The organism is Serratia sp. CoH_122_TC_1, assembly GCF_058191755.1.
In genome coordinates, this window is sequence record NZ_JBXWLA010000010.1 from 120,420 (window position 1) to 143,128 (window position 22,709).

Here is a 22,709-nt window from a genome sequence, read left to right on the forward strand (position 1 = left end):
ATGATTTATGGTGCAGGAATAGTAAAGCGGGTATGGATTTCTTCCAGCCCTTGAAGAACGTCTTCATTCAACACCACGTCGAAACTGTCGATGTTGGTTTTCAGTTGCTCTAACGTGGTGGCGCCCAGCAGGGTACTGGCAACGAAAGGTTGCTGACGTACAAAGGCCAGCGCCATTTGTGACGGATCCAGCCCGTGTTTTTTGGCTAATGCGACATATTCTGCAATGGCCAGCTGCGTTTGCGGCGCAGAGTAGCGGTTAAAGCGGCTAAATAGCGTATTACGCGCTCCGGCAGGCTTGGCACCGTTCAGGTATTTGCCACTGAGCGTACCGAACGCCAGGCTGGAATAGGCCAGCAGTTCGACGCCCTCATGCTGGCTGATCTCGGCCAGGGCTATTTCAAAACTGCGGTTCAGCAGGCTGTAGGGGTTCTGAATAGAGACGATGCGCGGTAACTCGTGCTTTTCAGCCAATTGCAGATAACGCATCACGCCCCATGGCGTTTCATTAGACACCCCGATATAGCGGATTTTACCGGCACGTACCTGTTCGGTCAGGGCTTCCAGCGTTTCCAGCAGGGTGACGGTGGCTTTATCGTCGGTGTATTGATAATTAAGCTTGCCGAAGAAATTGGTCGCTCGCTGCGGCCAGTGCAGCTGGTAGAGATCGAGATAATCGGTGTTTAGTCGCTTCAGGCTGGCATCCAGAGCTGCGCGGATATTTTTGCGGTCTAATGCCTGCTGCGGGCGGATGCTGCTATCGGTGCCACGCACCGGTCCGGCGATCTTGCTGGCCAGCACGATCTTCTCACGATTGCCGCGTGCCTTGATCCAACTGCCGATGTATTGCTCAGTCAACCCCTGGGTTTCTGGACGGGGCGGTACCGGGTACATCTCTGCGGTGTCGATCAGGTTGACGCCAGCGGCTAATGCATAGTCGAGTTGCGCGTGGGCATCGGCTTCACTGTTCTGTTCGCCAAAGGTCATGGTGCCCAGTCCCAGCACGCTCACTTCTAAAGAACTGTGGGGAATACGGTGGTATTGCATTAACGGCCTTCCTTTCATGTTAGCGCTACGGGCTGTACCGCCCGGTGAAACAGGAGCCAAAGGGCAGGCTGCGGCAAACAGCCTGCAAGGCGGTATATCGCCTTTCTCGACTATAACCAAGCGGAGAAGATGGGGGAAGAGGATTCAGTGCGAGAGGCGGCTATCGTGTATCACAGAGGCGGTCTTTCAAGCTGCGGCGATCAAATAGGTTCCCGGCAGATTTGTCACTGACTTCAGCGACTGTAGGGACGAATAAACTCGTCCCTACAATATTTGGGTACAAACGAGCTGGGGGCCTGGCTGCAACGTGAAAGCTATAGGGTATAGTCAGGGTGTTTAACGCTCGATAACCTGTGAAACCTGATCACCGTTGATTTGGCGACTGTTACCTTTTTCATCTTTATAGCTGATCAGGCCGGTATCTTTGTCGATTTCCGGTTTGCCCTGGGTCAGGATCATATTGCCGTCTTTAGTCGCCATAACGTAATCGCTGGAACATCCCGCCAACCCGGCGGCGATAACCAGTGCCGAAACTGCCATTACCCACTTTTTCATCCTGCCGATCCTCGTTTATGTATGCAGAAAAGAAGTCTCTTCTTAGATTAGCAAACTCTAGATGCGCCGTGTTTCGGATAAGTCCTTATCTCTGTAAGAGAAAGTGGGATCGAGCAGCGTTGGGAACGGCGGACAATATTGCGGGAGCGGCTTTTGCACACTCCCGCAGAGGCATTACTCAGAGACCTGCTTTTTCTTGCTGCGCATCAAGTTGAGCGCTTCAACCGACATTGAGAAGAACATCGCAAAGTAAATGTAGCCTTTTGGTACATGTACCTGGAAGCTTTCCAACATCAGTGTGAAGCCGACCAGGATCAGGAATGCCAGCGCCAGCATTTTCACCGAAGGGTGGCGGTTAACAAACTCGCCAATCGGGCGGGCGGCAAACATCATGACGCCAACGGCAATGACCACAGCGGCCATCATGATAAACAGGTGGTCAGACAGACCTACTGCGGTGATCACCGAGTCCAGGCTGAAAATGATATCCAGCAGCATAATTTGTACGATGGCGCCAAAGAAACTGTGCACTTTCGTGTTGTGTTCTTCCTCTGAGCCTTCGATGGTTTCATGAATCTCTTTGCTGGCTTTCCAAATCAGGAACAACCCGCCCAGAAGCAGGATCAGATCGCGTGCGGAAATGCTGTGTTCCATCACGGTAAACAGCGGGTGGGTCAGACGGATCACCCAGGCGATAGAGGCCAACAGCCCCAGGCGCATTAACATTGCACCCGCCAACCCGAGACGGCGCGCTTTATTCTGTTGCGCTTTCGGCAGTTTGGACACCACCAGGGAAAGGAAAATAATGTTATCAATACCCAGAACGATCTCAAGAATGGTCAGCGTACCTAACGCTAACCAGGCATTGGGATCCACAATCCACTCGAACATTGCCCAGCACACCTTAATAAAAAGCCAAGGCTGAATTATACCCGTTTATTGATACGGCGACACCGTTAGCTAAACGTGACCTAAACAAACGCGATCAGATGAGAAAATGTCTTGCCAATAGCGCGCCGGTAAAACTTTTCTTCAGATAAAAGCCGCGCGGCAAGGTGAGGATCGGCTGCCCCTGTTCACCGATGGCTTCCGTTAGCGCTTTACTGTTGGCGGCCTTGGGCCGAAGTTGCAGTACTTCACCGTGTCGAGCCGTGATCTGTTCGACGTGGCCGAGCACGATCAAATCCATCAATTCTTCCCAGTCGCGGCGCAGCATTTCTTCTTCAACCGCGTTAGGGCTCCATAACAACGGAGAACCGATGCGACGTTGCGCCAGCGGGATTTGCCGTTCACCTTCAACCGGGATCCACAATACACGCGCCAGTTTATAGCGCACGTGGCTGCTGGCCCAGGTTACACCGCTATTGCCGGTTAAGGGGGCAACGCAGACGAAGGTGGTTTCCAGTGGTTTACCGGCGGCGTCTATCGGAATCGTTTTTAACTCGATACCCAATTCGGGGAAATCCTGCTCCGGTTTGCTGCCTGCCATGGCGCCAAGATATTGTTCCAACAGCATGCCAACCCAGCCTTTATCGCGCTTCAGGTCCTTAGGGATAGCCAACTGTGCGCGTTCGGCCAGCTCACCCAGGCTGCAACCGGCAAGCTGTTGCGCCCGTTCAAACAGCTGTTGCTCGTTTTTGGGAGGAGCGGGCAGAGGAGATAAAAACGCCATAATACAAGCCTGTTAGATTTGGTTGAAAAACGTACTGCATTTGTACACAGATAACTTTTGCCGGAAGTGGCTGGGGAAAAGAATAATAGTAGCATGATTTTTCATGACTTTTTTTCTGACACATGGCGGGGAGAAAATTCCTGACGACGCTTGTGCACCAGAAGCCACCGACAATAAACAGGATCTTACACCTATTTATCCACAGATTTATGGGATAACCCAAATTTTTACCGATCACTGGTTCGATTTACAGCCTTGACGTGGGCACCTTTTTGCGAAATTGTCCGTTTTGTGCGTAACTTACACGAATAATCTGTGGATAAAAACGACGTTGGTGGATCTTTCACCAGGCCAGGATCCTTAACGGACATAGATCACATTTTTGCTCTGTACATGTCTGTTGATAAATCCATAACTTCTTATTTTAAAGGTATTAATTTGGTTTTCGTTTTTTATGGGTTTTTGAGCTTGTCAGAGTTTTACCGGCTTATCCCTTGAGTTCTTCACACACCTATCCACAGAAAAAGTGAATAAAACCGCGGTGAAATTGCCCTGCATGTTTATAACTTTGCCATTATCTGTGAGTTATCCCAATGTTATCCGGTTTGCAGGGCCGCAAAGCAGTGGTTTACCGCCTGTAGCTTGTGTGAAACAATCAGGGTATCTATGCGAATTTAAGCTTATCGAGGTAGTCCGGTGATCGATGATGATGGCTACCGCCCGAATGTTGGTATCGTAATCTGTAATCGTCAGGGGCAAGTCCTGTGGGCTCGCCGTTACGGTCAACACTCCTGGCAGTTTCCCCAAGGTGGGATTAACCCTGGTGAAACCGCAGAACAGGCAATGTACCGTGAGCTGTTCGAAGAAGTGGGGCTGAGTAAAAAGGATGTGCGTATCCTGGCCTCAACCCGCAACTGGTTGCGCTATAAATTGCCAAAACGTTTGGTGCGTTGGGACACAAAGCCGGTTTGTATCGGCCAAAAGCAGAAATGGTTTCTGTTGCAGTTAATGTGCAATGACGCTGATATCAATATGCAACGCAGCAGCACGCCGGAGTTTGACGGTTGGCGCTGGGTGAGTTTTTGGTATCCGGTGCGCCAGGTGGTGTCGTTCAAACGTGACGTATACCGCCGGGTGATGAAAGAATTCGCCGTGACCGTGATGCCAATGCAGGAGCAGGCAGCACAGCGGCAGATCCCCGCTTATCGCCGGAAGAGAGGTTAAGTTAAGCCGACTATGCTCACGCGCTTGCGAGAAATTGTTGAGAAGGTGGCCGCGGCGGCCAGTCTGACAGATGCGCTGGATCTTTTGGTTAATGAAACCTGTCTGGCAATGGATACGGAGGTCTGTTCCATCTATCTGGCGGACAACGACCGCCGCTGCTACTACCTGATGGCGACACGCGGGTTAAAAAAACCGCGTGGGCGTGTCATCGCGTTGGCATTTGATGAAGGTGTCGTCGGGTTGGTCGGGCGCCGTGCGGAGCCTATTAACCTGGCGGATGCGCAAAGTCACCCCAGCTTCAAATACATTCCTCAGGTGAAGGAGGATCGTTTCCGATCCTTCCTCGGCGTGCCGATCATTCATCGCCGCCAATTGCTGGGCGTGTTGGTGGTGCAGCAGCGTGAGCTACGTCAGTTTGACGAAAGCGAAGAATCCTTCATGGTGACGCTTGCCACGCAGATGGCCGGGATCCTCTCGCAGTCACAGCTTAACGCCATTTTCGGTCAATACCGACAGACGCGTATTCGCGCACTGGCGGCCTCACCGGGCGTTGCGGTGGCGGAGGGCTGGCAGGACAGCAGCCAGCCTTCACTCGATCAAGTTTATAAGGCCTCGACGCTCGATACCGCGAGCGAGCGGGAACGCCTGACTCAGGCGCTTGAAGAAGCCGGGGCGGAATTCCGTCGCTTCAGCAAGCGCTTTGCCGCCAGCTCGCAAAAAGAGAGCGCGGCGATCTTCGATCTCTATTCTCACCTGTTGAACGACGCCCGTCTTAAACGCGAATTGTTTGCCGAGATTGATGCCGGTTCTGTGGCTGAATGGGCGGTTAAACAGGTGATTGAAGTCTTTGCCGCGCAGTTCGCCAGCCTGCAAGACACCTACATGCGCGAGCGTGCAAGCGATCTGCGTGCGCTTGGCCAACGCCTTTTGTTCCACCTCGACGACACCACCCAAGGTGCGACTCAGTGGCCAGCGCGTTTTGTACTGGTGGCCGATGAGCTGACTGCCACACTGCTGGCCGAAATGCCGCAGGACAGGCTGGTCGGTGTTGTTGTGCGTGACGGTGCTGCCAACTCCCATGCGGCGATATTGGTGCGTGCGATGGGCGTGCCGACGGTGATGGGGGCAGATATTCAGCCTGCGCTGCTCAGTCAGCGGCTGTTGATTGTCGATGGTTATCGCGGTGAACTGCTGGTGGATCCTGAGCCGGTACTGGTTCAGGAATACCAGCGGCTGATCAGCGAAGAACAAGAATTAAGCAAGCTGGCTGAGGACGACGTTGAGCAGCCGGCCCAACTCAAAAGTGGCGAGCGTGTTCAGGTCATGCTCAATGCTGGCCTTAGCCCGGAACACGAACAATTGCTGGGTGGGCGGGTCGACGGCGTTGGCCTGTACCGTACTGAAATCCCCTTCATGCTGCAAAGCGGTTTTCCTTCTGAAGAAGAACAAGTCGCGCAGTATCAAGGCATGCTTCAACTGTATCCGAATAAGCCAGTGACGCTGCGTACGCTGGATATCGGCGCCGATAAGCAACTGCCGTATATGCCGATCAGCGAAGAAAACCCCTGCTTGGGCTGGCGCGGTATCCGTATCACGCTGGATCAACCGGAAATATTCTTGATTCAGGTGCGGGCCATGCTCCGTGCCAATGCGGGCACGGGCAATCTGGGTATTCTGCTGCCGATGATCACCAGCCTGGAAGAGATCGACGAGGCTCGGCGTTTGATCGACCGCGCAGGGCGAGAAGTGGAAGAGGTTCTCGGGTATGAAATCCCGAAACCGAAGCTGGGCATCATGCTGGAAGTGCCGTCGATGATCTTCATGATCCCGCATCTGGCCGGGCGCGTTGAGTTTATTTCGGTGGGCACCAACGACCTGACGCAATATCTGCTGGCGGTAGATCGCAATAATACCCGGGTAGCGTCGCTGTATGACAGCCTGCATCCTTCCATGTTGCAGGTGTTGAAGTTGATTGCCGTTCAGGCCAAGGCCGTCGGGCTACAGGTCAGCTTGTGCGGTGAATTGGCTGGCGACGCAATGGGCGCGCTGTTGCTGGTGGGCATGGGGTATCGCAATCTGAGCATGAACGGCCGCAGCGTGGCGCGCATCAAATATCTGTTGCGACATATCGAACTATCCGACGCCGAAGTGTTGACGCAGCGGGTACTGAACGCACAAATGACCACCGAAGTACGCCATCAGGTTGCCGCGTTTATGGAGCGGCGTGGCATGGGCGGTTTGATCCGCGGCGGTAAGTAAGGTCACGGGCTGACTGATTTTTTTACAGAACTTTTCCCAGCAGGCCAGACCGGAGGGGGTTAAGCTTATGCTATTATCCGCCTCCTCAACTGCGTTGAAAGCAACGGAAAAAGAGTGTTCCTGCTGTGTTTCACCGCGTTTGGCACCTGCCGCCCCCGGATGGGGAAGAATAATAGACATGTTGTGGTGATAGATGACCAATAGCTATCTGGCGTTTCCTAAATTTGATCCGGTGATTTTCTCTATCGGCCCGGTTTCTCTGCATTGGTACGGTCTGATGTACCTGGTTGGCTTCGTTTTTGCCATGTGGCTGGCGGTGCGCCGTGCCAACAAGCCAGGCAGCGGTTGGACCAAGGATGAAGTAGAGAACCTGCTGTATGCCGGTTTCCTCGGTGTGTTCGTCGGTGGCCGCGTTGGCTATGTGCTGTTCTACAACCTGCCGCTGTTCCTGGATAACCCGCTCTATCTGTTTAAAGTCTGGGATGGCGGCATGTCGTTCCACGGCGGTTTGATGGGGGTGATCCTGGTGATGTTCTGGTTCGCTCGTCGCACCAAACGCACCTTCTTCCAGGTTTCCGATTTTATTGCCCCGCTGATCCCATTCGGTTTGGGTGCCGGCCGCTTGGGCAACTTTATCAACGGCGAACTCTGGGGCCGTGTGACGACCGATACCCCATGGGCGATGCTGTTCCCAAGTTCGCGCAGCGAAGACGTGGCGCTTGCCGCCGCCGACCCGCAGCTGTTGCCGATCCTGAACCAATACGGAGTGTTGCCGCGTCACCCGTCCCAGCTGTATGAATTGCTGCTGGAAGGCGTGGTGCTGTTTATCATTCTGAACCTGTTTATCCGCAAACCGCGGCCAATGGGCGCCGTCTCCGGCCTGTTCCTGATTGGTTATGGTGCATTCCGTATTATTGTCGAAGCTTTCCGTCAGCCGGATGCCCAGCTCGGCCTGTTCGACGGCGTAATCAGCATGGGGCAGATCCTGTCCATTCCTATGGTGGTGGCCGGTATTATTATGATGATTTGGGCGTATCGTCGTCGCCCGCAGCAACAACTGTCGTGAGGAACAAATGAAACAGTATCTGGATTTGATGAACAAAGTGCTCGCCGAGGGCACCCCTAAAGCCGACCGTACCGGCACTGGCACGTTGTCGATTTTCGGCCACCAGATGCGTTTCAATTTGCAGGAAGGGTTTCCCCTGGTTACCACCAAAAAATGTCACCTGCGTTCAATTATTCATGAACTGCTGTGGTTCCTGAACGGTGACACCAACGTGGCTTACTTACGGGAAAACAACGTCAGCATTTGGGATGAATGGGCTGACGAAAACGGCGATCTTGGCCCGGTGTACGGCAAGCAATGGCGAGCCTGGGGGGCAGCGGACGGTCGTCAGATCGATCAATTGACCACCGTGCTGAACCAATTGAAACAGGATCCGGATTCGCGCCGTATCATCGTTTCTGCCTGGAACGTGGGTGAGCTGGATCAGATGGCATTGGCACCGTGCCACGCGTTCTTCCAGTTCTATGTGGCAGACGGGAAATTGTCTTGCCAGCTGTATCAGCGTTCTTGTGATGTGTTCCTGGGCCTGCCGTTCAACATTGCCAGCTATGCGTTGCTGGTGCATATGATGGCGCAGCAATGCGATCTGGAAGTGGGTGATTTCGTCTGGACAGGTGGCGACACGCATCTGTACAGCAACCATATGGAACAAACCCAGCTTCAGTTGACCCGCGAACCGCGTGCATTGCCAAAACTTCTGATCAAACGCAAACCGGCATCGCTGTTCGATTACCGTTTCGACGATTTTGAAATCGTAGGTTACGATCCGCACCCTGCCATCAAGGCACCGGTTGCCATTTAATTTTTCTTGCCATAAATTATTGCTAAGGGCGCACGGGTTGCGCCCTTACTTTTTTCTAACTCTGCCTCTGCCTCTGCCTCTGCCTCTGCCTCTGCCTCTGCCTCTGCCTCTGCCTCTGCCTCTGCCTCTGCCTCTGCCTTGTTTACCTTTGCGTTCTGCTTCGCATTTTTTTAGGCTTTTCCACTCGTTACATCCAAAGGTTGCGTGGCGTAATTCATGTCGGCTAACGGGCGCTTTATCCCGCGGCATACTGGCTTACACTGGCCGCTATGAATGATGAGACGACGTTTAACTTTACAGGCCAACGTGGCATGACACTCATTGAACTGTTGGTGGTTATGACCCTGGCCGGTGTGCTAACCGGCGCAGGGATCAGCCATTGGCGTGATTACCAGCAGGCTTTGCGGTTGGAGCATACCGCCCAACAGTTGCTGGCCTTTCTCACACGGATGCAAGCGGACGCTAACTGGCGCAATCGCACGGCATTGCTGGGTTTTAAAACCGGCGTCCCCTGGTGCATCAGCAGCGGGCAAGCCCCTGCCGATTGCAACGCGCTCGGCGATGACGTGTTCACCCCGCACTACACGGATGTGCAACTGGTGGGTTATACCCAAAAAGAGATGGGCTTCTATGGCCTGCGTAACAATGCACAAGCCGGGCATATTGTATTGAGCAATGGGGCTGGTAGCCTTCGGCTCGTGTTGTCCGGCAAGGGGCGGCTCCGACTATGCAGTGAAGGGCAAAGCATACGGGGGATTCCATTATGTCAGTCTTAGAGCGTGGTTTTACTTTGCCGGAGGTGATGCTGGCACTCACATTCGGCAGCCTGATTGCGCTTGCTGCCGCTAAGACCTACCCGGTGCTGCGTCAGCACAGTGTTGATGTCGGCCGCTATTATCGGTTGGAGTCGGTGCTGCGGCAGTTGGCTTTTGGTATAGAGAAAGATCTACGCCGTGCCGGTTTCTGTGCGGGTCAGTGCCCCGGAAAGCCTCTGCTGATTAGCCATGCCAGCGGTGAGGCGGCGGGCAGCTGCGTGATTGTGGCCTACGACGTCTCTCGCAACGGTCAGTGGGCAGACACCGGCACTGATGCTGATTACTTTGGTTATCGTCTTCGACAGGGCATGCTGGAAGGGCAGCGTGGTGTGAGACACTGCAATGGCACGGGATGGGAACGCCTACTCGATAGCGACGAAGTGCGCATTGAAACTTTTGACGTCAAAGCCAACGCGGGGGATGGGGGCAAAACCTGGGTTTCGCTGGCATTGACCGGTCGCTCGAAAGCCAATAGCGGTATACGGCGCAGTTTGCATTGGGCAGTTAATATGGCCTCGCTGCCATGAATGCGTGCAAGCAACGAGGGGGCAGTACCTTGGCGGCGGTGATGATGCTGTTGGTGATGGGGCTGATGTTACTGAATGCTCAGCATCGCCAACTGGACAGTGCCTTACTGGTGGCGGCCGACGAGCAGCGCTACTTACAGGCTTATAACCAGGCTATTTCGGCACTCAGTTGGGGTGTGGCACAATCCTGGCCACGCGACCGCCTTGCCACCAATGGGTGGTGGTGCCAGAAAACCGCTGCATTGCGTGCCTGCGCAAAATTGTCCGCTCAGACGGGTATTGTGCTGGTGCGAGGTGAAGCCGACATGAATCATGGAGAGCCGCTGCGGATATATCAACGGACGAAGCCTGACGGGGCGGAAAGTTCGATCGTGCTGGTTGCAGAGGCGGGGGGCTGGCTGGATTTTTGCCCGGAAAAAAAACAGGTGGACTGTGCAGAGTAAGCAGCAAGGTTTCAGTCTGCCAGAGGTGATGATTGCTGCGTTGCTGTTCGCGGTGTCACTACTGGGATTGTTACAGTATCATCAGGTGCTGTTGCAGTCGTTCCAGCGTCAGTGGCAGTATCGGCAAGCTTGGTCGTTAGCGCACCAGCAATTAGACGTTTTCGCCGCAACTGGGCGTGTGGATGCCGGACTGCCGCTACCTGCGCCGGAGTGGCTGCTTGATACTGAGCTGAGCACTCCGCAGGCGTTCTGCCAAAGGCTGACGGTAAAAATACAAACGCCCCAACGACAGTGGGCGAAACTCAGCCGTTGGTACTGCAAACGCCAGTAATCCGGCAGTCATTTTGTTTTAAGGGAGCTCCCAATGTTTAGGGTTTATCATTCCAATCAGTTGGATTTGCTGAAAACGTTGACCAGCGCGTTGATAGCCAGAGAGCCATTGGCCGATCCTTTTCAACAGGAAGTGGTATTGGTGCAGAGCCCCGGTATGGCGCAGTGGCTACAGATGCAACTGGCCGAACAGTTTGGCATCGCCGCCAATATCGCTTTCCCACTGCCTGCAACCTTCATCTGGGAGATGTTTACGCGAGTTTTGCCGGGTATTCCGAAAGAGAGTGCCTTTAGCAAAGACGCCATGACCTGGAAGCTGATGTGGCTGCTGCCCGATCTGCTCACCCAACCTGAATTTGCCCCGTTGCAGCATTACCTCACCGACGACGGCGACAAACGTAAAATTCACCAGCTTGCTGGCCGGGTGGCAGACCTGTTCGACCAATATTTGGTGTACCGCCCGCAATGGCTGGAAAGTTGGCAGAAAGGCGAACGCGTAGACGGACTGGCGGAAGCACAGCAATGGCAGGCTCCGCTGTGGGCGCGGCTGGTCGAATACACTCAGGCGTTGGGGCAACCGGAATGGCACCGTGCCAATTTGTACCGTCGCTTTATCAAGGCACTGGAAAGTGCGGATCAGCCGCCGGTGGGATTGCCGCCACGGGTATTTATCTGCGGCATTTCCGCATTACCGCCGGTATACCTGGAAGCGCTGCAGGCATTGGGAAAGCACATTGATATTCACCTGATGTTCACCAATCCGTGCCGTTACTATTGGGGCGATATCCAGAGCCCGTCATTCCTGGCGAAGTTACAGAGCCGTAAACGGCAGCACTATCGCGATAAAACGGAATATGCATTGTTCAGGGATCCGGATAATGCCGCTTCGCTGTTCAATGAAGAGGGTGAACAAGACTTGCCGAACCCGTTACTGGCCTCATGGGGCAAGCTGGGGCGGGATCATCACTTTTTACTTTCGCAGATTGAATCCTCACAAGAGGTTTTTGCTTTCGTTGATGTCCCTGCGGACAATCTGCTGCATGCCATTCAACACGATATGCTGGAGTTGAAGAACAGCGCAGTGATCGGCACCACACCGGAAACGTTGGAAAGTAGCGCCACTAAACGCCAGCTTGATCCCGACGATCGCTCCATTAGTCTGCATGCCTGCCACAGCCCACAACGTGAAGTTGAAATATTGCACGACCAGCTGTTGAGTATGCTGGCGGACGATCCCACGCTGACGCCTCGCGATATCATTGTGATGGTGGCGGATATCGACAGCTACACGCCTTATATTCAGGCGGTGTTCGGCAACGCCTCACCTGAACGTTATTTGCCGTTTGCCATTTCTGACCGAAAGGCCAGCCAGGCGCATCCTGCGTTGCAGGCGTTTATCTCGCTGTTGGATCTACCCCAGAGTCGCTTTACGTCAGAACAAGTGCTGGCTCTGTTGGAAGTCCCGGCGCTGGCTGCGCGTTTCTCCATTCGTGAGGAAGGGCTGCGCCTGCTGCGCCACTGGGTCGGCGAGTCTGGCGTGCGCTGGGGCCTGGATGACGACAACGTACGCGAGTTGGACTTGCCCGCGACCGGTCAGCACACCTGGCAATTCGGGATTACCCGTATGCTGCTGGGTTACGCCATGGACAGCAACGCCGGTGATTGGCAGGGCGTATTACCTTACGACGAATCGAGCGGGTTAGTTGCTGAACTGGCTGGCCAACTGGCGGAACTGCTGGCTGCATTGAGCCGCTGGCGGCAACGATTGGGGCAGGCACGCTCCCTGACCGAATGGCAACCGCTGTGTCGACAACTGCTTGAGACCTTCTTCGAGCAGGATGACGAAACCGAAGTGGTGTTGGCACTGATAGAGCGGGAGTGGAACAAAGTGTTCGAGTTCGGGTTGGCGGCGCGCTATCCCGATGACGTGCCGCTGTCTATATTGCGTGACGAGCTGGCCGCGCGCCTTGATCAAGAACGCATCAGTCAACGCTTCCTCGCCGGGCAAATCAATTTTTGCACCCTGATGCCGATGCGTTCCATTCCGTTCGACGTGGTTTGCCTGCTGGGCATGAACGACGGGGTTTACCCGCGCACTCTGCCACCGCTGGGTTTTGACTTGATGGCGCAACAGATGAAGCGTGGCGACCGTAGTCGCCGTGATGATGACCGTTATCTTTTCCTGGAAGCGATTCTGTCGGCACAGAAACGGCTCTATATCAGCTTTATTGGCCGTTCTATCCAGGATAACAGCGAGCGTTACCCCTCGGTATTGGTGACTGAATTGTTGGAGTACCTGGAGCAAAGCTATTGCTTGCCGGGCGATGAAAAGCTGGACGCCGATGGCAGCGCTCGGCGCGTGGGTCAACATTTGCTCAACTGGCATTCACGCATGCCGTTTGCCGCAGAGAACTTTCTGCCCGGCAGCGAAGATCAAAGCTATGCGGCAGAGTGGTTACCTGCCGCCGATAGGCGCGGTGCGGCACATCCGCCGTTTAATCAGCCGTTATTGCCAGAGCCGCAAACGCAGATCTCGTTGGATGATTTGCTGCGGTTCTACCGTCACCCTGTCCGTGCGTTCTTCCAACTGAGGTTGGGCGTCAGTTTCATTCTGGAAGAAACCGAATTACCGGATGAAGAACCCTTTACCCTGGATAACCTCAGCCGCTATCAGTTCAACAGCCAATTGCTGAACACCTTGATTGATGGCGAGGACGCTACGCGCCTGTTTCAGCGGGTACGTGCCGCTGGCGGTTTGCCTTTTGGCCCCTTCGGCGAAATTTATTGGCAGAAGCAGCAGGAAGAGATGACCGAACTTGCCGAACAGGTGCGTGCTGAACGACGAGAGGGACATAGCCTGGAACTGGATATCGATATTGCCGGGGTGAATATCAGTGGGTGGTTGCATCAGGTTCAAGACGATGGGCTGCTGCGCTGGCGGCCGTCAACGTTGTCGGCGGTTGATGGGATATTGTTGTGGCTGGAACATCTGGTGTATTGCTGCGTCGGTGGCACGGGAGAAAGCCGTATTTACGGGCGTAAGGGGGCAGCCTGGCGTTTTGCCGCGTTAAGCGCACAAGAGGCACACGAGCACTTGGCTGAGCTGGTAGCGGGTTACCAGCGCGGCCTGTGTCAACCGTTACTCTTGCTGAACAAAAGTGGTTGGGCGTGGCTGAGCCAGTGCTACCAGCCTGAAACGCAGCAGATTGATTGGGATGACGAAGTACAAACCAAGGCTCGGGCGAAACTGCTGCAAGCCTGGCAGGGCGATCAGCGTATTCCTGGCGAGGGTGAAGATCCCTATGTACAGCGGGTGTTCCGCCAATTGGATAATATTTATTTAGCGCAAATTCTGGCCGAAACAGAGCGTTATCTTCTGCCGGTGGCAAGGCATAACCTTGGGTAACAATCCCCCAGTGGTACTGATTGCCTTGTGGTGGTAAAAATAATCAGGGTTATATTCAACTATCGGGGTTAGCTCTGGTCGTACATAACGTACAAGCATATAGACTCGCCGCTTTTCAAACTGCAGCCGTTGTTAACTGCAGCTTGAAATTCAAAGGGTACAGACTTTGAGTGTGTTGTTTTGATGTACGTCGTCAACGTCAGGGATTTGCCGTGACGGCGTCAGAATAGGGGTTCATTTTGGATATACGCAGACAGTTGGCCCGCATCACCGGGTTAGTATTATTGGTTATGTTTTGGGCACCGTTGAGTTGGGCTGCACAGGGATGGCAACCGCTGGCGGAGAAGATCAACAAAAGCGATCACGATCCCCGTCAATATCAGGCGATCAAGTTGGCGAACGGTATGACCGTGCTGCTGGTTTCAGATCCTCAGGCACCTAAATCGCTGGCGGCGTTGGCGCTGCCGGTGGGGTCGTTGGAGGATCCAAATAGCCAGCTTGGGTTAGCGCACTACCTGGAACACATGGTTCTCATGGGGTCAAAGCGCTACCCGCAGCCAGAAAACCTCTCGGAGTTCCTGAAGAAGCATGGCGGTAGCCATAACGCCAGCACGGCGTCTTATCGCACCGCATTCTATCTGGAAGTGGAAAACGACGCCTTGGCCCCGGCGGTAGACCGCATGGCGGACGCCATCGCCGAACCGCTGCTGGATCCGGGTAATGCCGATCGTGAGCGTAATGCAGTCAATGCCGAGTTGACCATGGCACGTTCACGCGACGGTATGCGGATGGCGCAGGTCGGGGCAGAGACGCTGAACCCGGCTCACCCGAGCGCGCGTTTCTCCGGTGGCAACCTCGATACCCTGAAAGATAAGCCAGGCAGCAAATTGCACGACGAGCTGACGGCATTCTACCAACGTTATTATTCCGCTAATTTGATGATGGGGGTGCTTTACAGCAACCAACCATTGCCTGAGTTGGCTGAACTGGCGGCCAAAACCTTTGGCCGCGTGCCTAACCGTAACGCCACTGTACCGCCGATAGATGTCCCGGCAGTGACCCCTGAACAGCAGGGCATCATTATTCACTATGTGCCGGCTCAACCGCGTAAGCAGTTGAAAGTAGAGTTCCGCATTGACAATAACAGCGCTGAATTCCGCAGTAAGACCGACACCTATATCGGCTACCTGATTGGTAACCGTAGTCAAAATACCTTGTCTGACTGGCTGCAAAAGCAAGGGTTGGCGGATGCCATTAATGCCGGTGCTGATCCGATGGTGGATCGCAATGGCGGCGTATTCTCGATCAGTGTATCGCTGACGGATAAAGGCTTGGCCAAGCGTGACGAAGTCGTTGCCGCGATTTTCAACTACTTGAAAATGCTGCGTACAGAAGGCATCAAGCAAAGCTATTTTGATGAGATCTCCCACGTACTGAATCTGGATTTCCGCTATCCGTCGATCACCCGTGATATGGATTACATCGAATGGCTGGTGGATACCATGGTGCGGGTACCGGTAGAGCATACGCTCGATGCCCCTTACCTGGCCGACCGCTATGACGCCAAGGCAATTGCCGAGCGCCTGGACGCCATGACGCCGCAAAATGCGCGTATCTGGTTTGTCAGCCCGAATGAGCCACATAACAAAATGGCTTACTTCGTCAATGCGCCTTATCAGGTGGATAAAATTACCCCGCAGCGTTTTGAGCAGTGGCAGCAATTGGGTAAAGGGATCAGCCTGTCGTTACCTGCTTTGAACCCGTATATTCCGGATGATTTCAGCCTGAACAAGCCTTCGCACGAGTTTAAAAAACCGGAGATGGTGGTCAACCAACCGGGGCTGCGGGTGTTGTATATGCCAAGCCGCTACTTTGCCGACGAGCCAAAGGCCGACGTCACGGTGGCGTTCCGCAATGCGAAAACCATGGATTCAGCACGCAATCAGGTGCTGTTCTCTTTGACCGACTATCTGGCGGGGATTTCGCTGGATCAGCTGAGTTATCAGGCTTCGGTTGGCGGGCTGAGTTTCTCGACTTCGCCAAACAACGGGCTGATGTTTAACGCCAACGGTTTTACCCAGCGCTTGCCACAGTTGCTGACTTCGCTGATCGAAGGGTATTCAAGCTTCACGCCGACGGAAGACCAACTGACGCAAGCCAAATCCTGGTATCTGGAGCAGTTGGATTCGGCGGAGAAGGGCAAAGCCTTTGAACTGGCCATTCAACCGGTGCAGATGGTCTCTCGTGTTCCTTACTCCGAACGCAGCGAGCGCCGTGAGGTGCTGAAAACCCTGACGCTGAAGGACGTATTGGCTTACCGCGACAGCCTGTTGGCGGATGCAACGCCAGAACTGCTGGTGGTGGGGAATATGAGTAAGCAACAGGTGGATACCCTGGCCTCAACGCTGAAGCATCGCTTGGGGTGTACCGGCGTTGAATGGTGGCATGGCGAAGACGTTGAAGTGGCAAAAAAACAGTTGGCCAATCTGCAACGTGCGGGCAGCAGCACTGACTCAGCGCTGGCAGCGGTGTATGTACCGACCGGCTACGATGAAGTGACAGGTATGGCATACAGTTCACTGTTAGGCCAAATTATACAGCCCTGGTTCTACAGCCAACTGCGCACTCAGGAACAACTGGGTTATGCCGTCTTTGCCTTCCCAACGTCAGTGGGCCGGCAATGGGGGATCGGTTTCCTGCTGCAAAGCAACAGCAAGCAGCCAGCATACCTTTACCAGCGCTATCAGGATTTCTATCCGAAAACCGAGAAACGCCTGCGTGAGATGAAAGAAGCCGACTTCGAACAGTACAAGCAGGCGATGATCAACGAGCTTAAACAGCGCCCGCAAACGCTGAGCGAAGAGGCTGGCCGTTTTGCCAATGACTTTGACCGCGGCAACTTTGCGTTTGATACCCGCCATAAGCTGATTGAGCAGATCAAACAATTGACGCCGACTAAACTTGCAGATTACTTCCATCAAGCGGTGATCCAGCCGCAAGGCTTGGCTGTGCTGTCGCAGGTCAGCGGCAGCGGTCAAGAAAAAGCGGATTACGCGGTCCAGCCGGATTGGGTAACTTATCCCAATGCGTCTGCATTGCAGAAAACCTTACCGCGTAAGGTGGCGACACCATGACTGAGACGGCCCCGCAGCGGCTTGACCCACTCACGTTGCCGCTGTTTGGCGAGCGACTGATAGAAGCGTCGGCGGGGACCGGCAAGACCTTTACCATTGGTGCGCTGTATCTGCGCCTGCTGCTTGGCCTGGGCCAGGCAGCGGCCTTTCCGCGCCCATTGACGGTTGAAGAAATCCTGGTGGTAACCTTTACCGAGGCGGCCACCGAAGAATTACGCGGACGTATTCGCAATAACATCCATGGGCTGCGCATAGCCTGTGTGCGCGGTAAAGGCGCTAAATGTGACAACCCATTGTTTGTCTCATTGATGGAAGAAATTGAAAATCTTCCGGATGCCGCCGCGCAATTGCTGGCTGCCGAACGTCAGATGGACGAAGCAGCGATCTACACCATCCACGGTTTTTGTCAGCGTATGCTGGCCCACAATGCTTTCGAGTCCGGCATTCTGTTTGAGCAAACTCTGGTGCAGGATGAGCTGCCGCTGCGCCGCCAGGCCTGTGCGGACTTTTGGCGTCGCCACTGTTATCCGTTACCGCTGGGCGTCGCGCGTGCGGTGAGCCAGGAGTGGAGTGGGCCGGAAGCCTTACTGGCCGATCTTTCCGGCTATCTGCACGGTGAAGCGCCAATGCTGCGCCGACCGCCGAAAGATGACGAAACGGTGCTGGCGCGTCATGAACACATTGTCGCGCGCATTGATGCCATCAAAGCGCAGTGGCTGGCAGCTGCAGGCGACTTGGAGGCATTAATCAGCCAGTCCGGCGTTGATAAACGCAGTTACAGCAGTAAACACCTGCCTAACTGGTTGCACAAAGTCGGTGAATGGGTCGTGCTGGAAACCCAGGACTATCAACTGCCGAAAGAGCTGGATAAATTCCGTCAGTCGGTACTGCTGGAGAAAACCAAAAAAGGCGAGCCGCCGCGCCATGCCTTGTTCGTGGCGATCGACGAACTGTTCGATGAACCCCTGACGCTGCGTGATTTGATCATGGCGCGGGCGCTCAGTGAGATACGTCAGTCTATCCAGCAAGAAAAACGCCAGCGTGCCGAGCTGGGGTTCGACGACTTGCTAAGCCGCCTGGATAGCGCATTGTGCAGCGAAGGCGGCGATCGGCTAGCGCAAGCAATACGCCAGCGTTACCCGGTAGCGATGATCGATGAGTTCCAGGATACCGACCCACAGCAATACCGCATCTTCCAAAAACTCTATGTTGGCAGGCCGGAATGCGGCCTGTTGCTGATCGGTGACCCGAAGCAGGCGATTTATGCCTTCCGCGGTGCCGACATTTTTACCTATATGCGTGCTCGTTCAGAGGTAAGTGCCCACTACACCCTTGAAACCAACTGGCGTTCGTCACCGGCGATGGTGAACAGCGTTAACCATCTGTTTACTCAGGTGGAAAAACCTTTCCTGTTTGGCCAAATTCCCTTTATCGAGGTTGCCGCCGCTGAGAAAAATCGGGGGTTGGCATTTGAGCTACAAAACCAGGTTCAGCCGGCGATGCAGTTCTGGCTGCAACAGGGGGAAGGTGTTGGCGTTAGTGAGTACCAACAACTAATGGCGCGCCTGTGCGCGACGCAAATCCGTGACTGGCTCAGTGCCGGGCAAAACGAACAGGCCTGGTTGGTGAAGGGCGATAAACGGCGTACGGTGCAGGCATCGGATATTACCGTGCTGGTGCGTAGCCGCAATGAGGCGGCGTTAGTTCGCGATGCGCTCAGCGCACTGGCGATTCCCTCGGTGTATCTGTCCAACCGCGACAGCGTGTTTGATACACCAGAGGCCAAAGACTTGCTGTGGCTATTGCAAGCGGTGTTGGCTCCTGAACAGGAGCGCACGCTGCGCAGCGCCATGGCGACTGGGCTGATGGGGCTGGATGCTCCGGCGCTGGACGGTTTGAACCACGACGAACGCGCCTGGGATAAATTGGTTGATGAGTTTGATGAATACCGCTCGCTCTGGCTACGCCGGGGCGTGTTGCCGATGCTGCGTGAGGTGATGAAACGGCGTCATTTGGCAGAGAACTTGCTGGCCAGTCTCGGTGGTGAGCGCCGTTTGACCGACGTTATGCATTTGGGCGAACTGTTGCAAGAGGCCTCCGCACAGCTCGACAGCGAACATGCGCTGGTGCGTTGGTTGGCGCAGCAGATTGCTCAACCCAATCGCCAATCTGACAACCAGCAGTTGCGGCTGGAAAGCGACCGGCATCTGGTTCAGGTGATCACCATCCATAAATCCAAAGGGCTGGAGTTTGATCTGGTGTGGTTGCCGTTTGTCGGTAATTTCCGCCAGCAGCAGCAGGTGTTGTACCACGATCGCCAAAGCTTCCAGGCTTTGCTTGACCTTGATGCCAATGAAGAGAGTATCGAATGGGCAGAGGAAGAGCGGCTGGCGGAAGATTTACGCTTGCTATACGTAGCGCTGACCCGTTCGGTGTACCACTGCAGCATCGGCATTGCACCTTTGATTCAGGGCACGCGTAAGAAACAGGGCGATACCGATTTACACCGCAGTGCGCTGGGTTATCTGGTACAAGCCGGTCAGGCCGGTGATGCGGACTATTTACAGCGATGTTTGCAACGGCTTGCCGGGGACGGTGTCGCGTTGTCGTTGGTCGGCACCTTGGATGAACAGCCCTGGCAGCCGCAAACGGTGGCCTTGAGCGAACTGGCGGCTAAGGATTTCTCACGTCAGGTACAGGATTTCTGGCGGGTAACCAGTTATACCGGTTTACAGCAACATGGCGCGGGCCTGATGCAGGATTTATTGCCACGGTTGGATGTCGATGCCGCAGGAGAGCAAGCGCAAAGCGGTGAGCCAGCGCTCACACCGCACACCTTCCCACGTGGTGCTACCCCCGGGACTTTCCTGCACAGCCTGTTCGAAACCCTCGATTTCACCCAACCGCTTGATGAACAGTGGTTGCTTGAACAACTGCAACAGCAGGGCTTTGCCGAACATTGGCAGCCGATACTGCTGGCGTGGATGCAAGTGTTGTTGAACACCCCACTTAATGATGCCGGTGTCGCACTGTCGGCGCTGGCACCCCAGCATAAACAGGCAGAACTGCAGTTTTATCTGCCGATCGAGCAGCTGTTGCAGGCGCGTGAGTTGGATAAGCTGGTGAAAAGTTATGACCCGCTTTCTGCCCGCTGTCCTGAGTTGGACTTTCAACAGGTGCAGGGGATGCTGAAAGGGTTTATCGACCTGGTATTCTGCTGGCAGGGGAGATATTACCTGCTGGACTATAAATCCAACTGGCTGGGTGAAGACAGCAGTGCCTATACCCAGCCAGCAATGGCGCAGGCGATGGCGGAACATCGTTACGACTTGCAGTACCAGCTATACACGCTGGCGCTGCATCGCTATCTGCGCCATCGATTGCCGGATTATGACTATCAGCGTCATTTCGGAGGGGTGATTTATTTATTCCTTCGCGGTGTAGATGCGCAGCATCCAGGCAATGGGATTTTCGCCTGCCGCCCGGAGGCGAAATTGGTGGAAGGTATGGACCTGTTATTCCGCGGCGAAACCATTGCGGCGGAGGATGCATCATGATCACGTTATTGGAGCAGGCGCAGGCGCTTGGCGTGTTGCGCCCGCTTGACCTGCAGTTTGCCCGAGTGGTGGCAGGGGACGATGAGCCGGATATTCTGCTGGCTGCCGCCTGCCTCAGTGCAGAGGCCGGGTCTGGGCATGTTTGTCTGATGCTGGAGCAACTGCTGCCGGAAAATCTTTTTGACGGGCGGCAGCCTGAATTGGCACAGGCCGTGTGGCTGGCGGCAGGTCAGTTGGATATTGTCGGTTGGCAACGGCGCCTCTCTGCCTGTGGCGCCGTGGGTGATGGCACTACTGCAATGCCGATGGTGTTGCAGCAGCAGCGCTTGTACCTTCAGCGGATGTGGCAGAACGAAGGTGAGGTTGCTGCGTTTATCAGCAGCGATAGCCTCCATCAGCCCGTTGAAGAAGCAGAGCTGCGCACCATTCTTGACCGCCTGTTCGGCGAGGCGACAGATGAACCGGACTGGCAGAAAATTGCTGCTGCCGTGGCGGCAACACGGCGCATCGCGGTCATATCCGGCGGGCCGGGCACCGGTAAGACCACCACGGTCGCCAAACTACTGGCGGCACTGGTGCAACTCGCCGAGGGGCGTCGTTTGCGTATCCAGCTGGCGGCGCCCACCGGTAAAGCGGCGGCTCGTCTTACTGAGTCGCTCGGCAGTGCCAGCAGGCAATTAATGCTAACCCCAGAGCAGCGTGCCCTGTTCCCCACAGAAGCCTCTACGCTTCATCGCCTGTTAGGCGCTCAGCCCAACAGTCAGCGCATGCGTTATCATCGTGGTAACCCCCTGCATTTGGATGTGCTGGTCGTCGATGAGGCCTCAATGGTCGATTTGCCCATGATGGCACGTTTGATAGCCGCTTTACCTGCCCAGGCACAGGTGATTTTTTTGGGTGACCGTGACCAGCTCGCCTCGGTAGAGGCCGGGGCGGTTCTGGGGGATATTTGTCGTTTTGCCGAACAAGGTTACAGCGTTCCGCGAGCCGAACAACTTTCGCGCCTGACCGGCTGTTTATTACAGGGGCAAAGTGCTCAAGCTGAGGCGGCAGTGCGCGACAGCTTGTGCCTGCTGCGCAAAAGCTACCGCTTTGATGCCAACTCGGGTATTGGCCAATTGGCGTTTGCGGTGAACTCGGGTGACGGTAAACGTGCGTTGGCTACGCTCGGCGGCAGTTTCAGCGACGTTATCGGGTATCCGTTGGCGGAAACACAAGACTACCCGCTGTTACTGGATGCCTGCGTAGCAGGTTACCGTGATTACCTGCGGCAGGTCACCGAAGGCGCAGATGCCGTGGCAGTGCTTGCAGCTTTTGGCCGTTTTCAGGTTTTGTGCGCGCTGCGAGAAGGGCCATTTGGTATTACCGGATTGAACGAACGGATTGAGACAGGATTGCAACGCGCCGGTCTGATTCGCCGTAAACCCGGTGCCGCGGGGCGCTGGTATCCGGGGCGTCCGGTGATGATTGGCCGTAATGACAGTGCGTTAGGGCTGTTTAACGGTGATATTGGTATTGCCTTACGGGATGTTAACGGCGAACTTCGCGTTCACTTCCAACTGCCAGATGGCAGTATTAAGTCGGTACAACCGAGCCGTTTACCGGCACATGAAACCGCCTATGCGATGACGGTACATAAGTCCCAGGGCTCGGAATTTGACCACACAGTGCTGGTGCTGCCTAATCACTTTATGCCGGTATTGACGCGTGAATTGGTCTATACCGCGATAACCCGCGCACGCAGGCAACTTTCGTTATATGCCACCGATGCGGTTCTGACACGGGCGATCCGCACGCCAACACAGCGCCGCAGTGGGTTGGCTGAACGGTTGCAGATCAGGGTGTAAATGGGGCGCAGCATGCTGCGCCCACA

At 55.0% G+C, this 22,709-nt stretch carries 16 protein-coding genes; 12 read left to right on the forward strand and 4 right to left on the reverse strand.

Features of this window, described 5'->3' with window-relative positions; genetic code table 11:
* Window positions 1-5: 5 nt before the first annotated feature.
* The 4 genes from AC2FC2_RS14650 to mutH form a co-directional block, all read right to left on the reverse strand.
* Window positions 6-1,046, reverse strand: coding sequence for an NADP(H)-dependent aldo-keto reductase (locus tag AC2FC2_RS14650; RefSeq protein WP_130381893.1), 1,041 nt, complete (start codon window positions 1,044-1,046; stop codon window positions 6-8).
* 336 nt (window positions 1,047-1,382) lie between these two features.
* The gene (locus AC2FC2_RS14655; RefSeq protein ID WP_135317776.1) at window positions 1,383-1,601 is read right to left on the reverse strand and encodes a YgdI/YgdR family lipoprotein; all 219 of its coding nucleotides are present in this window, start codon (window positions 1,599-1,601) and stop codon (window positions 1,383-1,385) included.
* Window positions 1,602-1,775: 174 nt separating this feature from the next.
* Window positions 1,776-2,492: a TerC family protein gene (locus AC2FC2_RS14660; RefSeq protein ID WP_209639780.1), complete on the reverse strand. Its 717-nt coding sequence runs from the start codon at window positions 2,490-2,492 to the stop codon at window positions 1,776-1,778.
* Window positions 2,493-2,586: 94 nt separating this feature from the next.
* Window positions 2,587-3,273: a DNA mismatch repair endonuclease MutH gene (gene mutH / locus AC2FC2_RS14665; RefSeq protein ID WP_209639783.1), complete on the reverse strand. Its 687-nt coding sequence runs from the start codon at window positions 3,271-3,273 to the stop codon at window positions 2,587-2,589.
* 696 nt (window positions 3,274-3,969) lie between these two features.
* Here mutH and rppH point away from each other — a divergent pair.
* The 12 genes from rppH (at window position 3,970) to recD (ending at window position 22,683) form a co-directional block, all read left to right on the forward strand.
* Complete coding sequence (gene rppH, locus AC2FC2_RS14670; RefSeq protein WP_209639786.1) at window positions 3,970-4,497, forward strand: RNA pyrophosphohydrolase; 528 nt, start codon at window positions 3,970-3,972, stop codon at window positions 4,495-4,497.
* A gap of 12 nt (window positions 4,498-4,509) precedes the next feature.
* Window positions 4,510-6,756, forward strand: coding sequence for a phosphoenolpyruvate--protein phosphotransferase (gene ptsP, locus AC2FC2_RS14675; RefSeq protein WP_209639789.1), 2,247 nt, complete (start codon window positions 4,510-4,512; stop codon window positions 6,754-6,756).
* A 193-nt stretch (window positions 6,757-6,949) separates the two neighbouring features.
* Window positions 6,950-7,822 (forward strand): prolipoprotein diacylglyceryl transferase, encoded by an 873-nt coding sequence (gene lgt, locus AC2FC2_RS14680; protein ID WP_209639792.1) that lies wholly within the window; start codon window positions 6,950-6,952, stop codon window positions 7,820-7,822.
* A 7-nt stretch (window positions 7,823-7,829) separates the two neighbouring features.
* Complete coding sequence (gene thyA / locus AC2FC2_RS14685; RefSeq protein WP_490659449.1) at window positions 7,830-8,624, forward strand: thymidylate synthase; 795 nt, start codon at window positions 7,830-7,832, stop codon at window positions 8,622-8,624.
* Between the two features lie 269 nt (window positions 8,625-8,893).
* Window positions 8,894-9,400, forward strand: coding sequence for a prepilin peptidase-dependent protein (locus AC2FC2_RS14690; protein ID WP_265556482.1), 507 nt, complete (start codon window positions 8,894-8,896; stop codon window positions 9,398-9,400).
* Window positions 9,388-9,966 carry a prepilin peptidase-dependent protein gene (locus AC2FC2_RS14695; RefSeq protein ID WP_265556480.1) on the forward strand — a complete coding sequence of 193 codons (579 nt, stop codon included), beginning with the start codon at window positions 9,388-9,390 and terminating at the stop codon, window positions 9,964-9,966. The genes AC2FC2_RS14690 and AC2FC2_RS14695 overlap by 13 nt, the downstream gene beginning before the upstream one ends.
* Complete coding sequence (locus AC2FC2_RS14700; protein ID WP_490659450.1) at window positions 9,963-10,409, forward strand: YgdB family protein; 447 nt, start codon at window positions 9,963-9,965, stop codon at window positions 10,407-10,409. Before AC2FC2_RS14695 ends, AC2FC2_RS14700 begins: the two co-directional genes overlap by 4 nt.
* Window positions 10,410-10,437: 28 nt before the next feature.
* Window positions 10,438-10,740 carry a prepilin-type N-terminal cleavage/methylation domain-containing protein gene (locus AC2FC2_RS14705; RefSeq protein WP_490659465.1) on the forward strand — a complete coding sequence of 101 codons (303 nt, stop codon included), beginning with the start codon at window positions 10,438-10,440 and terminating at the stop codon, window positions 10,738-10,740.
* A gap of 33 nt (window positions 10,741-10,773) precedes the next feature.
* A complete protein-coding gene (gene recC, locus AC2FC2_RS14710) occupies window positions 10,774-14,145 on the forward strand; it encodes an exodeoxyribonuclease V subunit gamma (protein WP_490659451.1) in 3,372 nt (1,123 codons plus the stop codon).
* A 245-nt stretch (window positions 14,146-14,390) separates the two neighbouring features.
* On the forward strand, window positions 14,391-17,279 hold the full coding sequence (gene ptrA / locus AC2FC2_RS14715) for a pitrilysin (RefSeq protein WP_404760917.1): 2,889 nt from the start codon (window positions 14,391-14,393) through the stop codon (window positions 17,277-17,279).
* Window positions 17,276-20,836, forward strand: coding sequence for an exodeoxyribonuclease V subunit beta (recB, locus tag AC2FC2_RS14720; protein ID WP_490659452.1), 3,561 nt, complete (start codon window positions 17,276-17,278; stop codon window positions 20,834-20,836). The genes ptrA and recB overlap by 4 nt, the downstream gene beginning before the upstream one ends.
* On the forward strand, window positions 20,833-22,683 hold the full coding sequence (gene recD, locus AC2FC2_RS14725) for an exodeoxyribonuclease V subunit alpha (protein WP_404760867.1): 1,851 nt from the start codon (window positions 20,833-20,835) through the stop codon (window positions 22,681-22,683). The genes recB and recD overlap by 4 nt, the downstream gene beginning before the upstream one ends.
* The last annotated feature ends 26 nt before the right edge of the window (window positions 22,684-22,709 follow it).

What these genes read in the sequence shown, in the direction of transcription:
- AC2FC2_RS14650 (WP_130381893.1), bottom strand. Translation starts at nt 1,046, where the DNA reads ATGCAATACCACCGTATTCCCCACAGTTCTTTAGAAGTGAGCGTGCTG.
- AC2FC2_RS14655 (WP_135317776.1), bottom strand. Translation starts at nt 1,601, where the DNA reads ATGAAAAAGTGGGTAATGGCAGTTTCGGCACTGGTTATCGCCGCCGGG.
- AC2FC2_RS14660 (WP_209639780.1), bottom strand. Translation starts at nt 2,492, where the DNA reads ATGTTCGAGTGGATTGTGGATCCCAATGCCTGGTTAGCGTTAGGTACG.
- mutH (WP_209639783.1), bottom strand. Translation starts at nt 3,273, where the DNA reads ATGGCGTTTTTATCTCCTCTGCCCGCTCCTCCCAAAAACGAGCAACAG.
- ptsP (WP_209639789.1), top strand. Translation starts at nt 4,510, where the DNA reads ATGCTCACGCGCTTGCGAGAAATTGTTGAGAAGGTGGCCGCGGCGGCC.
- lgt (WP_209639792.1), top strand. Translation starts at nt 6,950, where the DNA reads ATGACCAATAGCTATCTGGCGTTTCCTAAATTTGATCCGGTGATTTTC.
- thyA (WP_490659449.1), top strand. Translation starts at nt 7,830, where the DNA reads ATGAAACAGTATCTGGATTTGATGAACAAAGTGCTCGCCGAGGGCACC.
- AC2FC2_RS14690 (WP_265556482.1), top strand. Translation starts at nt 8,894, where the DNA reads ATGAATGATGAGACGACGTTTAACTTTACAGGCCAACGTGGCATGACA.
- AC2FC2_RS14695 (WP_265556480.1), top strand. Translation starts at nt 9,388, where the DNA reads ATGTCAGTCTTAGAGCGTGGTTTTACTTTGCCGGAGGTGATGCTGGCA.
- AC2FC2_RS14700 (WP_490659450.1), top strand. Translation starts at nt 9,963, where the DNA reads ATGAATGCGTGCAAGCAACGAGGGGGCAGTACCTTGGCGGCGGTGATG.
- AC2FC2_RS14705 (WP_490659465.1), top strand. Translation starts at nt 10,438, where the DNA reads ATGATTGCTGCGTTGCTGTTCGCGGTGTCACTACTGGGATTGTTACAG.
- recC (WP_490659451.1), top strand. Translation starts at nt 10,774, where the DNA reads ATGTTTAGGGTTTATCATTCCAATCAGTTGGATTTGCTGAAAACGTTG.
- recB (WP_490659452.1), top strand. Translation starts at nt 17,276, where the DNA reads ATGACTGAGACGGCCCCGCAGCGGCTTGACCCACTCACGTTGCCGCTG.
- recD (WP_404760867.1), top strand. Translation starts at nt 20,833, where the DNA reads ATGATCACGTTATTGGAGCAGGCGCAGGCGCTTGGCGTGTTGCGCCCG.